This window comes from Serratia nematodiphila DZ0503SBS1 (assembly GCF_000738675.1).
GTDB lineage: Bacteria > Pseudomonadota > Gammaproteobacteria > Enterobacterales > Enterobacteriaceae > Serratia > Serratia nematodiphila.
On sequence record NZ_JPUX01000001.1, the window covers coordinates 357,393 to 371,989 of the forward strand.

Annotated in this window: 10 protein-coding genes and 4 tRNA genes; 10 read left to right on the forward strand and 4 right to left on the reverse strand. The window is 59.4% G+C overall.

Annotated elements, in window-relative coordinates; translation table 11 throughout:
* The first annotated feature begins 1 nt into the window (after position 1).
* The 9 genes from wzxE (at position 2) to JL05_RS01625 (ending at position 6,853) form a co-directional block, all read left to right on the forward strand.
* On the forward strand, positions 2–1,252 hold the full coding sequence (wzxE, locus tag JL05_RS01585; protein ID WP_033631479.1) for a lipid III flippase WzxE: 1,251 nt from the start codon (positions 2–4) through the stop codon (positions 1,250–1,252).
* Positions 1,249–2,334, forward strand: coding sequence for a TDP-N-acetylfucosamine:lipid II N-acetylfucosaminyltransferase (locus JL05_RS01590; RefSeq protein WP_033631480.1), 1,086 nt, complete (start codon positions 1,249–1,251; stop codon positions 2,332–2,334). Before wzxE ends, JL05_RS01590 begins: the two co-directional genes overlap by 4 nt.
* The gene (gene wzyE / locus JL05_RS01595) at positions 2,331–3,698 is read left to right on the forward strand and encodes an ECA oligosaccharide polymerase (RefSeq protein ID WP_033631481.1); all 1,368 of its coding nucleotides are present in this window, start codon (positions 2,331–2,333) and stop codon (positions 3,696–3,698) included. The genes JL05_RS01590 and wzyE overlap by 4 nt, the downstream gene beginning before the upstream one ends.
* A 14-nt stretch (positions 3,699–3,712) precedes the next feature.
* A complete protein-coding gene (gene wecG / locus JL05_RS01600) occupies positions 3,713–4,453 on the forward strand; it encodes a lipopolysaccharide N-acetylmannosaminouronosyltransferase (protein WP_033631482.1) in 741 nt (246 codons plus the stop codon).
* A 365-nt stretch (positions 4,454–4,818) separates the two neighbouring features.
* On the forward strand, positions 4,819–6,222 hold the full coding sequence (gene thrP, locus JL05_RS01605; RefSeq protein ID WP_004934226.1) for a bifunctional threonine/serine APC transporter ThrP: 1,404 nt from the start codon (positions 4,819–4,821) through the stop codon (positions 6,220–6,222).
* A 135-nt stretch (positions 6,223–6,357) separates the two neighbouring features.
* A tRNA-Arg gene (locus tag JL05_RS01610) sits at positions 6,358–6,434 on the forward strand.
* 63 nt (positions 6,435–6,497) lie between these two features.
* Positions 6,498–6,573, forward strand: a tRNA-His gene (locus JL05_RS01615).
* A gap of 42 nt (positions 6,574–6,615) precedes the next feature.
* A tRNA-Leu gene (locus JL05_RS01620) sits at positions 6,616–6,702 on the forward strand.
* A 74-nt stretch (positions 6,703–6,776) separates the two neighbouring features.
* A tRNA-Pro gene (locus JL05_RS01625) sits at positions 6,777–6,853 on the forward strand.
* 841 nt (positions 6,854–7,694) lie between these two features.
* Here JL05_RS01625 and hemY read toward each other — a convergent pair.
* The 4 genes from hemY to hemC are packed head-to-tail and all read right to left on the reverse strand — an operon-like array spanning position 7,695 to position 11,720.
* Positions 7,695–8,891, reverse strand: a complete 1,197-nt coding sequence (gene hemY, locus JL05_RS01630) for a protoheme IX biogenesis protein HemY (protein WP_033631483.1) — start codon at positions 8,889–8,891, stop codon at positions 7,695–7,697.
* Between the two features lie 3 nt (positions 8,892–8,894).
* Positions 8,895–10,019 (reverse strand): uroporphyrinogen-III C-methyltransferase, encoded by a 1,125-nt coding sequence (hemX, locus tag JL05_RS01635; protein ID WP_015376260.1) that lies wholly within the window; start codon positions 10,017–10,019, stop codon positions 8,895–8,897.
* Positions 10,020–10,041: 22 nt separating this feature from the next.
* Positions 10,042–10,782: a uroporphyrinogen-III synthase gene (gene hemD / locus JL05_RS01640; protein ID WP_033631484.1), complete on the reverse strand. Its 741-nt coding sequence runs from the start codon at positions 10,780–10,782 to the stop codon at positions 10,042–10,044.
* On the reverse strand, positions 10,779–11,720 hold the full coding sequence (hemC, locus tag JL05_RS01645) for a hydroxymethylbilane synthase (protein WP_033631485.1): 942 nt from the start codon (positions 11,718–11,720) through the stop codon (positions 10,779–10,781). Before hemC ends, hemD begins: the two co-directional genes overlap by 4 nt.
* Positions 11,721–12,036: 316 nt before the next feature.
* Between hemC and JL05_RS01650 the strand changes: the two genes are divergently transcribed.
* On the forward strand, positions 12,037–14,589 hold the full coding sequence (locus JL05_RS01650) for a class I adenylate cyclase (protein ID WP_033631486.1): 2,553 nt from the start codon (positions 12,037–12,039) through the stop codon (positions 14,587–14,589).
* Positions 14,590–14,597: the final 8 nt, after the last annotated feature.

Here is a 14,597-nt window from a genome sequence, read left to right on the forward strand (position 1 = left end):
TATGTCGTTGGCAAAAGCGTCGATATGGACCGCCGGTTCCACGCTGATCAAAATTGGCGTGGGACTATTAGTGGTGAAACTGCTGGCGGTGGCGTTTGGCCCCAGCGGCGTGGGGCAGGCGGGTAACTTTCGCCAGTTGATCACCGTGCTGGGCGTGCTGTCCGGCGCGGGCATTTTTAACGGCATCACCAAATACGTGGCGGAGTACCACCAGGACTCGCAGCGTCTGCGTCTGGCGGTCGGCACCGCGTCGAGCATCGTGCTGGGCTTTTCGACCTTGCTGGCGCTGGTGTTTTTGTTCGCCGCCGAGCCGATCAGCGTCGGGCTGTTCGGGCATGCCGATTACGTCGGCGTGGTGCGCGCCGTCGCCTTCATTCAGATGGGCATCGCCTACGCCAACCTGTTCATGGCGGTGCTGAAAGGTTATCGCGACGCGATGGGCAACGCGCTGGCGGTGATCGGCGGCAGCCTGATCGGCGTGGTGGCTTATTATCTGTGCTTCAAGCTGGGCGGCTATGAAGGCGCGCTGGCAGGGCTGGCGTTGGTGCCGGCGTTAGTGGTGTTGCCGGCCGGGCTGATGCTGTGGCGGCGCAAAACGTTGCCGCTGCGCTACCTGGCTCCGCGCTGGGACAACGGGGTGGCCGGCAACCTCGGCAAATTCACCCTCATGGCGTTGATCACCTCGGTGACGCTGCCGGTGGCCTACGTGATGATGCGTAACCTGTTGGCCGCGCATTACGGTTGGGATGAGGTGGGGATCTGGCAAGGCGTCAGCAGCATTTCCGATGCCTATCTGCAGTTTATCACCGCCTCGTTTACCGTCTATCTGCTGCCGACGCTGTCGCGGTTGACGGACAAGGGCGCCATCTCGCGGGAGATCGTGCGCTCGCTGAAATTCGTGCTGCCGGCGGTAGCGGCGGCGAGCTTTACGGTGTGGTTGCTGCGTGATTTCGCCATCTGGCTGCTGTTCTCGGACAAGTTCGTCGCCATGCGCGATCTGTTTGCCTGGCAGCTGGTGGGCGACGTGCTGAAAGTCGGGGCCTATGTGTTCGGCTATTTGGTGATCGCCAAAGCGTCGCTGCGCTTTTATATCCTGACGGAAGTCAGCCAGTTTCTGCTGTTGACGCTGTTCTCGCACTGGCTGATCCCGCTGCGCGGCGCGCTGGGGGCGGCTCAGGCCTATATGGCAACCTACATCGTGTATTTCGCGCTCTGTAGCTGCGTGTTTCTTATTTATCGTAGACGAGTATGACCACACTGATTCACGTTCTGGGATCCGATATCCCGCATCATAACCAGACGGTGCTGCGCTTCTTTAACGACGTGCTGGCGCCGCGTTTGCCGGCTGAGCAGACGCGGCATTTTATGGTGGCGGCCAAGGATGTGGCGGCACTGGGGGATTTCCCCGCCCTGAACATTGAGCCTTACGCCGACAAGAAGAGCCTGGCGGCGGCGGTGATCGCCCGCGCCCAGGCCGATCGCGATGCGCGCTTCTTCCTGCACGGTCAGTTCAATCCGGGGCTGTGGCTGGCGCTGCTGAGCGGCAAGATCAAGGCACGTCAGGTCAGTTGGCATATTTGGGGCGCCGATCTGTACGAAGACGCCACCAGCTGGAAATTTCGGCTGTTTTACCTGCTGCGCCGCATTGCGCAGGGGCGAGTGGGGAACGTGTTCGCCACCCGCGGCGACGTGATCCACTATCAGCAGCGCCATGCGCGGGTGCCGGCCTCGTTGTTGTACTTCCCGACGCGGATGGATCCGGCGCTGACCGACGTTCACGTCGAGAAAAATCTGGCCGGGCCGATGACAATTCTGGTGGGCAACTCCGGCGATCGCAGCAACCGGCATATCGAAGCGCTGCAGGCGATCCATCAGCAGTTCGGCGCCGACGTGCGCGTGATCCTGCCGATGGGCTATCCGGCCAATAACGACGCCTACATCGAGCAGGTGCGCGCCGCCGGATTGCCGCTATTCGGCGAGAAAAATCTGCAGCTGCTCACGCAGCAGGTGGCGTTTGAGGACTACCTCAACATCCTGCGCGCCTGCGATCTCGGCTATTTCATTTTCAATCGCCAGCAGGGGATAGGCACCCTGTGCCTGCTGATTCAGTTCGGCGTGCCTTTCGTGCTCAGCCGGCAAAACCCGTTCTGGCAGGATTTGGCGGAGCAGCACCTGCCGGTGCTGTTCTACGGCGACTCGCTCGACGAGGCGGTGGTGCGCGAAGCGCAGCGCCAGCTGGCGGCGGTGGACAAGCAGACGATCGCCTTCTTTAATCCGAACTATGTCGACGGCTGGCAGCAAGCCCTGGCGCTGGCGGCAGGAGAGCACTCATGACGTTGGCGCAATTCGGCGGCCTGTTCGTCGTCTACCTGGTCAGCCTGACGTTTATTCTGACGCTGACCTACCAGGAGTTTCGGCGCGTGCGCTTTAACTTCAACGTCTTCTTCTCGCTGCTGTATTTGCTGACGTTTTATTTCGGCTTCCCGCTGACCTGTCTGCTGGTGTTTCAGTTTGACGTCGAGGTGGTGCCGGTGGAGTTTCTGCTGTACGCCTTGCTGTCGGCGACGGCGTTTTACGCCATCTATTACGTCACCTACAAGACCCGGCTGCGCAAGCGCCGCTCTCAGCCGCGCGCGGCGCTGTTCACCATGAACCGGGTGGAAACCCATATGACCTGGGTGCTGCTGGCGCTGGTGGCGATCGGGACCGTGGGGATTTTCTTCATGCAGAACGGCTTCCTGCTGTTCAAGCTCAATTCCTACAGCCAGATCTTCTCCAGCGACGTGTCCGGCGTGGCGCTCAAACGGTTCTTCTACTTCTTCATTCCGGCGATGCTGGTGGTCTATTTCCTGCGGCAGGATCTGCGCGCCTGGTTCTTGTTCCTGGTGGCGACGGTGGCGTTCGGCATTTTGACCTACGTGATCGTCGGCGGCACCCGCGCCAATATCATCATCGCCTTCGCGCTGTTCCTGTTTATCGGCATCGTGCGCGGCTGGATCACGCTGTGGATGTTGGCGGCGGCGGGCATATTCGGCGTGGTCGGCATGTTCTGGCTGGCGTTGAAGCGCTATAGCCTGGACGTCAGCGGCGCGGAAGCGTTTTATACCTTCCTCTATCTGACCCGAGACACCTTCTCGCCGTGGGAAAACCTGGCGCTGCTGCTGCAAAATTACGACAAGATCGATTTCCAGGGCCTGGCGCCGATCTTGCGTGATTTCTACGTCTTTATCCCAACGTGGCTATGGCCGGGCCGGCCGGACGTGGTGCTGAACTCGGCCAACTATTTCACCTGGGAAGTGCTGAACAACCACTCCGGGCTGGCGATATCCCCGACGCTGATCGGTTCGCTGGTGGTGATGGGCGGCGCGCTGTTTATCCCGCTCGGTGCGATTCTGGTGGGCATGATCATCAAGTGGTTCGACTGGCTGTATGAGTTGGGCAAAACCGAACCGAACCGCTATAAGGCGGCTATCCTGCAAGGATTCTGCTTCGGTGCGGTGTTCAACATGATTGTATTGGCGCGCGAAGGGGTGGACTCATTCGTTTCGCGCGTGGTGTTCTTCTGCATTATTTTCGGCGCCTGTCTGGTGCTGGCGAAGTTGCTGTATTGGCTGTTCGATACCGCCGGGCTCATCAAGGCCAGAGTGACGCGCGCCCGCGCGCTGGCCTCTCCCCCACGGGCGGACGGTCTTTTGTAAGGGTAATGACGACGATGGAAACAAAGATTTCGGTGCCGCAGTATGAGCTGCGCGGTTTCAGCCTGTGGGGCTTTCGCGATATGGCGCACTGTATGGACTTTCTGTTCGACGGCGGCCGGGTCAAACAGGGCACGTTGGTGGCCATGAATGCGGAAAAGATCCTGAAGGCGGAAGAGGACCCGGCGCTGCATGCGTTGCTGGATGAAGCGGAGTACAAGTACGCCGACGGCATCAGCATGGTGCGCTCGATTCGCCGCAAATACCCGGCGGCGGACGTTTCGCGCGTCGCGGGCGCCGATCTTTGGGAAGCCTTGATGCAGCGTGCCGGCCGTGAAGGCACGCCGGTCTTCCTGATCGGCGGCAAGCCGGAGGTGCTGGCGGAAACCGAACGGAAGCTGCGCAGCCAGTGGAACGTTAACCTGGTGGGCAGCCAGGACGGCTATTTCAAACCGGAGCAGCGAGAGGCGCTATTCGAGCGTATTCGCGCCAGCGGCGCCGCCATCGTGACGGTGGCGATGGGATCGCCGAAGCAGGAGATCCTGATGCGCGACTGCCGCAAGGTGCATCCGCAGGCGCTGTATATGGGCGTGGGCGGCACCTACGACGTGTTTACCGGCCACGTGAAGCGTGCGCCCAAGGTGTGGCAGAACCTCGGTCTGGAGTGGCTCTACCGCCTGCTCAGCCAGCCCAGCCGCATCGGCCGGCAGCTGAAGCTGTTGAAGTTTGTCGGCTACTACTACAGCGGCAAAATGTAATCGCTTATCCGGGGTGGAATGTGTCGGTTCGCCCCGGTCTGCTGTACCAATAATCTGCTTTTGCCTATTTCTCCCGCATATCTATAACCCCCAGCCCTAAACGTCGCCGCATTTATTCCATAAAGTTTTAAATTGCGGTTTGCTTATAGCGACGAAATGCGAAACGATACCGCCCGGAAATTATCCCTGGCCGCTGAAGCCTGATGCGACAGCGCTGAACGATGTTCTTCTCACGGTAACTTCGCTCCGACTACCCGTTGATGCCAACCCGAACGGCAGGGGATGATTTATTCTTTTAATAATGACAATAACGACCGGCAGCGGCCGGCAGGCAAACACAACCCGAGAAAAATTATTGAGGATTTATGGCACACAAAGAGAAACCGCAAGGGCTACACCGAGGCCTTGAGGCCCGGCACATCGAGCTTATCGCTCTCGGGGGCACCATTGGTGTCGGCCTGTTTATGGGATCGGCCAGTACGCTGAAATGGGCCGGGCCGTCGGTACTGCTGGCTTACATCATCGCCGGGCTGTTCGTGTTCTTCATTATGCGTTCGATGGGGGAGATGCTGTTCCTCGAGCCGGTCGCCGGGTCGTTCGCCGTTTACGCGCATAAATACATGAATCCCTATTTCGGCTACCTGACCGCCTGGGGTTACTGGTTTATGTGGATCGCCGTCGGCATTTCGGAGATCACCGCCATCGGGGTGTATGTGCAGTTCTGGTTCCCGGAAATACCGCAGTGGGTCCCCGCGCTGATCGCCGTGGCGATGGTGGCGCTGGCCAACCTGGCGGCGGTGCGCCTGTACGGTGAGCTGGAGTTCTGGTTCGCCATGATCAAGGTCACCACCATCATCGTGATGATTTTGGTGGGGCTGGGGGTGATCTTCTTCGGTTTCGGCAACGGCGGTGAACCTATCGGTTTCGCCAATCTGACGGCGCACGGCGGCTTCTTTGCCGGCGGCTGGAAGGGCTTCCTGTTTGCGCTGTGCATCGTGGTGGCGTCCTATCAGGGGGTTGAGCTGGTGGGCATTACCGCCGGAGAAGCCAAAAACCCGCAGGTAACGCTGAAACGTGCGATCAACAATATCCTGTGGCGCATCCTGATCTTCTATGTCGGCGCGATCTTCGTCATCGTGACCATCTTCCCGTGGAACGGCATCGGCACTACCGGCAGCCCGTTCGTGCTGACCTTCGCCAAGATCGGCATCGTCGCCGCTGCCGGCATCATTAACTTCGTGGTACTGACCGCCGCGCTTTCCGGTTGCAACAGCGGCATGTACAGCGGCGGCCGCATGCTGTACGCCCTGGCCAAGAATCGCCAACTGCCGGCGGCGCTGACCAAGCTTTCCGCCAGCGGCGTGCCGGTCAACTGCATCGCCGTCACCATCGGCTGCCTGTTGGTGGGCTCTGCGCTGAACTACATCATCCCTAATCCGGAGCAGGTGTTCGTCTATGTCTACAGCGCCAGCGTGTTGCCGGGCATGGTGCCGTGGTTCGTGGTGCTGATAAGCCAACTCTATTTCCGCCGCGCGCACAAGGAAGCGATCAAAAACCACAGCTTTAAGTCGATCATGTTCCCGTATGTGAACTATCTGACCATCGCTTTTCTGGTTTGCGTGCTGGTCGGCATGGGAATCAACCCGGATACGCGAATTTCCCTGCTGGTCGGGGCGATTTTCTTAGCGGGCGTCAGCCTGTGCTACTTCGCTTTCGGCATGCATAAGAAACATCATCCGGCTGAAAATCGGGTAGAAACGCGGCAATAAACGGTGAAAAGGGGCTACGGAGTGCGCTTTCCTGCGCAGGAGTGAGCAAAGCGTAATCAAACGCAACATTTCTGCGAAAAAGCACTAGACAGGATTGGCGTAAATCCGTAGTATCCCCTCCCGCAACGGCGCTACGCGCCCGTAGCTCAGCTGGATAGAGCGCTGCCCTCCGGAGGCAGAGGTCTCAGGTTCGAATCCTGTCGGGCGCGCCATTAAGTTTGTGCGCAGGAGCTGCGGTGGTAATATTACCGCGTGAGTAAGAAGAAGTAGTAATGGTGGCTATAGCTCAGTTGGTAGAGCCCTGGATTGTGATTCCAGTTGTCGTGGGTTCGAGTCCCATTAGCCACCCCACTTCCTAAGCGAAGTGAAGATTTAGCAGTATTTTGTGACAGTGCGAAGGTGGCGGAATTGGTAGACGCGCTAGCTTCAGGTGTTAGTGTTCTTACGGACGTGAGGGTTCAAGTCCCTCTCTTCGCACCACGCAAAATATCTGATAAATATAAGATTTATATGGACAACGGTCTGATAAATCGGGTAGTATGAGCAACACAAATCGGCGAGTAGCGCAGCTTGGTAGCGCAACTGGTTTGGGACCAGTGGGTCGGAGGTTCGAATCCTCTCTCGCCGACCACATTCGAAAAACCTGCTTTTTAAAGCAGGTTTTTTTTCGTCTGCAGTTTATGAGGATGAGCACCTCCGCAGGAGGTTCGAGAGGACGTTGCTTTAGCAACGGCCCGCAGGGCGCGTAATCTTTCTCTCGCTGACCATTTTCAAAGAAACCGACGTAAGTCGGTTTCTTTACGTCCGCCGTTTATGAGGTTAAGTCCTTCCCGCTGCGACGAAACGCATAGCGACCAACCCGTGCAGCATTACACGGGTTTTTGCGTATCTGAACATTGGCATTTTGTCTCAACCGGCACGTGTGTAGGTTTTCAGCGACAATGTGGTTTGAAGTTGTCGCCAGTTTGAGACAAATAATCCATTGATTTTAAACATTAAAAGTGGCTTTGGTTTAAGTCGTCGTTTTGCGGCGACAGCATCAGATCGGCCGTGGGTAAAGAACGACAGGGGACGGCATGCTGAGAGAAAGTTAGAGGGTAAGTAAAAATTCAATATTTTCAATAAATTGAATGCTATTTTTTATGGCGACTTTCCTGGATCTGAAAGTTGGCACGACAAATGCAATACCTATAGCGTAGATGCTCATTCCACCTCTTATGTTCGCCTTAGGCTTCATAAACCCTGGGAATGACGCAGAGCCGATTTAGGGTGCCTATCGCCCACGAGAACGATGACTAACCCGTCATCACGCTCAGGGCAAAACGTTGAGTGAGGCACCGCCCCTGTTGTCCTAGACCTGATTGCTTCTTTATACACTTGCCATACGGCAAGTGTTTTTTTTGCGCCACAGAAAACCCTGGGCAAAAAAAAGCGCGGCATCGGAGCCGCGCTTTTCTCACTTGGGCAGGGCGTTATTCGCCGCCGTTCTGTTTCAGCGTCAACATCAGTCCCTCACGTCGCATCTGCGCCGCTTCATCCGAACGATGCAGTTTTTCCAGCGTATCGGCCAACCAGGCGTAGTCGTAAGCATCCGGGCGCTGTTTCAACGCTTCGCGGAAGGCGTCGGCCGCTTGCTGCCACTCGCCGTGCTTCATCAGCAGTTGCCCCAGCGTGCTGTTCAGCAGCGGCGTCGCGCCGTGTTGCTTCATCTGCTGACGCAGCGCTTTTTCCAACTGCTCGGGGTTGCCGGACTTCAGCCGCGGCAGCAACAGCACCAGGCGCTCGTCATATTGGCGCTTCAGGCTGTCGAGCACAATCTCCTGCGCCAGTTCGTGGTCGTTGCATTCGATCAGGTGCTCCACCATCGCGATTTGCAGCGGCACTTCGTGACGCGTCTTGCGGCTCTGATCTTTCCACCAGCGCTTCAGGCCTTCGCTGCCTTCGTCCGCCATCGCCTGATTCATCAGCCCGATATAAGCCTGTTGCTGCAATGCCTGCAGCTGCTCTTCACTGTGCAGCTCGATTTTACGCATCGACGGCAGCACTTCCAACAGCGACGCGTAGGCGCCGGTGCGCAGATAGGCTTGTTCCGCCAGGCGCAACACTTCCGGATGGCGCGGCGCCTGGTTCAGCAGGCGATCGACGCCGTGGCGCGCGGCATGGTTCTCGCCCTGCGCCAGCTGGATGCGAACCCGGGTGATATCCACCGGCAGCTGATCGGTATCGGCGGCTTCAGCGGCGCGCTCCAGATATTGGTTGGTACGGAAGTCATCGCCGCGTTGTTGTGCGGCCTCGGCGGCCAGCAGGTAGTTCACCACCGGCTGTTCGGCGTGGGCGGCGTTGCGCGTCATCAGCTTTTCAACCTGCTTGTAGTCGCCTTCCGCCAGTTTGATCAGCGCGGCTTTGGTTTGCTGGCGCGCGCGGGTGCGCTTGCGGCCGATAAACCAACCGCGCGTGCGGGCGCCGGTACGGAAGATGCGGCGCAGGATCCACTCGATCGCCAGCAGCACCACGAACAGCAGCACCAGCATGATCACCAGGCCGGTGACACTGGTTTCAATATTGTAGTTATCGGTCTGGATCAGCACATAGCCCTGATGCCCGGCCAACATCGGCCCGAGCACCACGCTGGCGATCACCACCAGGAACAGAAATAGCACGCGTAACATGGCTTAACCCTCCTGGTGAGCGGCAGGGGACTGGGTCATCAGGTTGCGCACCCGGGTCTGCATCACTTTTTCCAGCAGCGGCTGGCTCTTCAGCTGATCCGGCACATCCATCGAGATCGACTGTTGGCTCAGGTTGTCCAGCTCTTCCAGGAAGGCCTTGGTCGCCGGGTCGGTGGTGTCGAAATAGGCGCGCACCCAGGTGGAGACGGTTTCCAGCGACTGCTTGTAGGTCTCGTTCTGATGGCGCGGGATGGCCTGTGCGGCCACCAGCAGGCGCGAACGGATGTTCTCGCGCAGGTAGATGTCCTGGTTCGGCGCCAGCAGCGGTTCGGCGCTGGTGTCGCGGCGGCGGATGGTGATGAAGTCGGCCATGAAATTGCGCCAGCTCTTGGCCAGGTTCTGCCGCCATTCGCCGATCGAGCCGGAGAGCTCGCTGCTGTTTTGATCCATCGGCGCTTCGTCGGTGTCGTTGTCCGCCAGGCGCAGGTTATCCACCTGATTGGACAGCTGATTGACCTTGAGGATGATGCCGTCGTAATCGACCTGGGTCAGCGTGGAAAGCGTGCTGATGTCTTCGGTAATGGCGCGGCGCACGTCGAGCAGGCTCGGATCGTTCATGTCCGCCAGGCTGGCGTCGGCGCTTTTCAGCAGCGCGGCGGCGCTGGTCACGTCTTGATCGCTCCACAGCTTGCGGCCGGCCATTTTCACCAGGAAATCGGCCTGCGCCAGCAGCCAGGTTTTGGCGTCGCTGCCGGAGATGGTCGCCACTTTTTCCTGCAGCTCGCTCAGTTGGCGCGCCAGATTCGCCTGCTCGCGATCGGCGGCGTCCAGGGTTTTACCCTGCTGCTGCAGCAGGCCTTCCAGCGCATTTCTTTCCTGCTGTTGGCTCTGCTTTACGCCTTCAAGCTGCTGTTGCAGCGCCTGATTGGCGGCGATCAGCTGTTGCGCCTGCTTGTGCGTGTGGTAATAGCCGCCCGCGCCGAGGGCGATGACCAGCACGATAGCGATCGCGCCGAGCACCGGGCCGGTGTTCTTGCCTTTGCGGCTGGCAGCGGCTGGCTGCTGGGAGCTCTCAACCGCGGTGGTTGGCTCTTCAACCGGGGCGGATGGGGTATTTTGTTCCGTCATAGTGGCACATCCCATAGTCAGATTATTGTAGTGCGCGGATCAGCGCGTCATTATCGGCGTTGTCAGCTACCCGAATCGTACGCCAGCCCAAATCCCGGGCGAGGGTAGCCAGGCGTTCGCTCACTACTACCAGGCGGCAACGCAGCAGCCATGAAGAACGATAGTAATCAGGAACTAAAGTATAGAGCTGTTGTAACATTTCACCGCTGGTCACCACCAGCGTATCCACACCGGCGCGTTGCCAGTGGGCGCTTTGCTCGCTGCCGTCATAGTGCAGCGGGCTGCGTTGATAGCATTCATAATAGCTGACGTCGGCGCCGCGCTCGCTCAGCGTCGACCCCAACAGTTCGCGGCCGCCGTTGCCGCGTAAAATCAGCGCGCGTTTGCCCGCCAGCTTTTGCAGCGCCGGCAGCAGCAGCAGCGTTTCGCTGATCTCGCGTTCGCGCGGGTACTCCACCGGCAAACTGCTGATGCGGTGCAGCGCCAGCCCGGTGGTGCGGCCGATGGCGTAATAAGCCAGGTGCGCGGGCCAGCTCAGCCCGGCGCGGCCAATGACCGAATCGGCATAGTTCACCGAATGCTGCGACAGCACGAACACCAGATCGCCGGCGCTAAGCTGCTGCAACGCCTGCGGCAGCTTCGGCAGATCGCCGCCGGGGGCGAAGTCGATCAGCGGCGCATGATAGGCAACCCGGCCGAGTGCGCGCAGCCGGCTCACTAACAGCTCCCCCGAAGGCGATGGGCGGGTTACCAGGATCGTCATGCCGGCGGATTTCCCTGATAAACCTCGCGCAGGATCTCGCGCGCGCCGCGCGCCAGCAGCTCTTCCGCCAGCTCAACGCCCATCCGTTCGGCTTCGGCGGCCGGGCCGCGGCGTTCGCCGCGCACCATCTGGCTGCCGTCCGGCGCGCCGACCAGGGCGCGCAGCCACAGGCTGTCGCCATCCAGTTCGGCATAACTGCCGATCGGTACCTGGCAGCCGCCTTCCAGGCGGGTATTCATCGCCCGCTCGGCGCGCACGCGGGTTTCGGTGGCCGCATGGTTCAGCGGCGCCAGCAGCGCGCGGGTGACGCTGTCGTCGAGACGGCATTCAATGCCGACCGCACCCTGGCCGACCGCCGGCAGACACTCTTCGGCGCTCAGCGGGCTGCGGATGCGTTGCTCCAGACCTAAACGCTTCAGGCCGGCCACCGCCAGGATAATCGCGTCGTAGTCGCCGTTGTCCAGCTTGGCCAGGCGAGTGCCGACGTTGCCGCGCAGGTCGCGCACGATCAGATCCGGGCGGCGTTCACGCAGCTGGCACTGACGGCGCAGGCTGGAGGTGCCGACCACGCTGCCCAGCGGCAGCTGATCGAGCGAGGCGAAACGATTGGAAACAAAAGCGTCGCGCGGATCTTCGCGTTCGCAAATGGTGGTCAAACCGAGCCCGGCAGGAAAATCGACCGGCACGTCTTTCATCGAATGCACGGCGATGTCGGCGCGGCCTTCCAGCAGCGCGAGCTCGAGTTCTTTAACAAACAGGCCTTTACCGCCGACTTTCGCCAACGGCGTATCCAGAATAACGTCGCCGCGGGTGACCATCGGCACCAACTCGACCTGCAGGCCGGGATGGCAGGCCATCAGACGTTGCTGCACATAATGTGCTTGCCAAAGTGCAAGCGGGCTTTGTCGGGTGGCAATTCGAATAATTTTGTCTAACATGCTTGTTACCGTTTTTATATTTCGCCATCCATCCTACCACTGAGAGTCAATACTGTCAGTGCAAGAAGCCGGAGGCGGAAAAAGGACAACGGAATCAAAGGGACGTGTGATGTGCTTTGGGGCAGTTAACACTGCGGGTAAATCGTTTAGGGAAGCGCTACAATAATTGTGAAGCGTTACCTCCTTTACGGTCAATCAGCAAGGTGTTAAATTGATCACGTTTCCAGCAATAAGTCGCCAAATATTCTTCTTACACTAACGGCGCTTATGGAATACGGGTTTTTTTCTAAACACCGGGATAATCAGGCGAGACGTCTTGTACCTCTACATCGAGACATTGAAGCAGAGACTGGATGCGATCAATCAGCTACGCGTCGATCGCGCCCTGGCGGCTATGAAGCCCGCGTTTCAACGGGTATACAGTCTGCTGCCCACCTTACTGCACCACCACCACCCGCTGATGCCGGGTTACCTGAACGGTAACGTTCCCCACGGCATTTGCCTCTACACGCCTGATGAAACTCAACAAGAATACCTGAACGATTTAGAAGACAAATGGGGCAGCCCGTTTGACAAACCGGCCAGCGGCGAGCTGCCGATCACCGGCGTCTATTCGATGGGCAGCACCTCGTCTATCGGCCAAAGCTGCAGCTCGGATCTCGACATCTGGGTCTGCCACCAGTCCTGGCTGGACAACGAAGAACGCACCCGCCTGCAGCAAAAATGCAGCCTGCTTGAGAAGTGGGCCGCCTCGATGGGGGTGGAAGTCAGCTTCTTCCTGATCGACGAAAACCGTTTCCGCCATAATGAAAGCGGCAGCCTGGGCGGCGAAGACTGCGGCTCGACGCAGCACATCCTGTTGCTGGACGAGTTCTACCGCACCGCGGTGCGCCTGGCCGGCAAACGCATCCTGTGGAACATGGTGCCGGGCGAAGAAGAAGCGCACTACGATGAATACGTGCTGTCGCTGTACGCGCAGGGCGCGCTGACGCCGAACGAGTGGCTGGATCTCGGCGGCCTGAGTTCGCTGTCGGCGGAAGAGTACTTCGGCGCCAGCCTGTGGCAGCTGTACAAGAGCATCGATTCGCCTTACAAGGCGGTGCTGAAGACCCTGCTGCTGGAAGCCTATTCCTGGGAATACCCCAATACCCAGCTGCTGGCGACGGACATCAAACATCGCCTGCACCAGGGCGAGATCGTCAGCTTCGGGCTCGATGCCTACTGCATGATGCTCGAGCGCGTCACTCGCTATCTGACCGACATCAACGACACCACCCGCCTCGATCTGGCCCGCCGCTGTTTCTACCTGAAAGTGTGTGAAAAGCTGTCGCTGGCCAAGGCCTGCGTCGGCTGGCGGCGCGAGATCCTCAGCCAGTTGGTCAGCGAGTGGGGCTGGAGCGACGAGCGTCTGGCGATGCTGGACAACCGCGCCAACTGGAAGATCGAGCGGGTGCGCGAAGCGCATAACGAGTTGCTCGATGCGATGATGCAGAGCTACCGCAACCTGATCCGTTTCGCCCGCCGCAATAACCTCAGCGTCAGCGCCAGCCCGCAGGATATCGGCGTGCTGACCCGCAAACTGTATGCGGCGTTCGAAGCGCTGCCCGGCAAGGTGACGCTGGTGAACCCGCAGATTTCACCGGACCTGTCGGAAAACGATTTAACCTTTATTCACGTGCCGGTTGGCCGCGCCAACCGCACCGGCTGGTACCTGTACAATCAGGCGCCGGCCATGGATTCGATCGTCAGCCATCAGCCGCTGGAATATAACCGCTACCTGAACAAGCTGGTGGCCTGGGCCTATTTCAACGGCCTGCTGACGCCGCAGACCCGCCTGCACATTAAAAGCGGCAACCTGTGCGACACCGCCAAGCTGCAGGAGCTGGTGGCCGACGTTTCTCATCACTTCCCGCTGCGCCTGCCGGCGCCGACGCCGAAAGCGCTGTACAGCCCGTGTGAGATCCGCCATCTGGCGATCATCGTCAATCTGGAAAACGATCCGACCGCCGCCTTCCGCAATCAGGTGGTGCACTTCGATTTCCGCAAGCTGGACGTGTTCAGCTTCGGCCAGCAGCAGCAGTGTTTGGTGGGCAGCATTGATCTGCTGTACCGCAACTCCTGGAACGAAGTGCGTACCCTGCATTTCAGCGGCGAGCAGTCGGTGCTGGAAGCATTGAAAACCATTCTCGGCAAAATGCACCAGGACGCCGCGCCGCCGGAGTCGGTGGAAGTGTTCTGCTACAGTCAGCACCTGCGCGGCCTTATCCGCACCCGTATCCAGCAGCTGGTGTCGGAGTGCATCGAGCTGCGCCTGTCCAGCACCCGGCTGGAACCCGGCCGCTTCAAGGCGGTGCGCGTCGCCGGGCAGACCTGGGGGCTGTTCTTCGAGCGCCTGAGCGTGTCGGTGCAAAAGCTGGAGAATGCGGTGGAGTTTTACGGCGCCATCTCCAACAACAAGCTGCACGGCCTGTCTATCAAGGTGGAAACCGATCAGGTGCATCTGCCGCCGGTGGTGGATGGTTTCGCCAGCGAGGGGATCATCCAGTTCTTCTTCGAAGACACCTCGGACGACAAGGGTTTCAACATCTATATTCTGGATGAGTCGAACCGGGTAGAGGTGTATCACCACTGCGAGGGCAGCAAAGAGGAGCTGGTGCGTGACGTCAGCCGCTTCTATTCCTCGTCGCACGACCGCTTTACCTACGGCTCCAGCTTCATCAACTTCAATCTGCCGCAGTTCTATCAAATCGTGCAGCTCGACGGGCGCACGCAGGTGATCCCGTTCCGCAGCAACGTGCTGTCCAGCCTGTGCGTGACGGTGGCCGACGGCGCCGCTCAGCCGCTGAAGCAGCAGTTCCAGCTGCATTGACGCCGCAA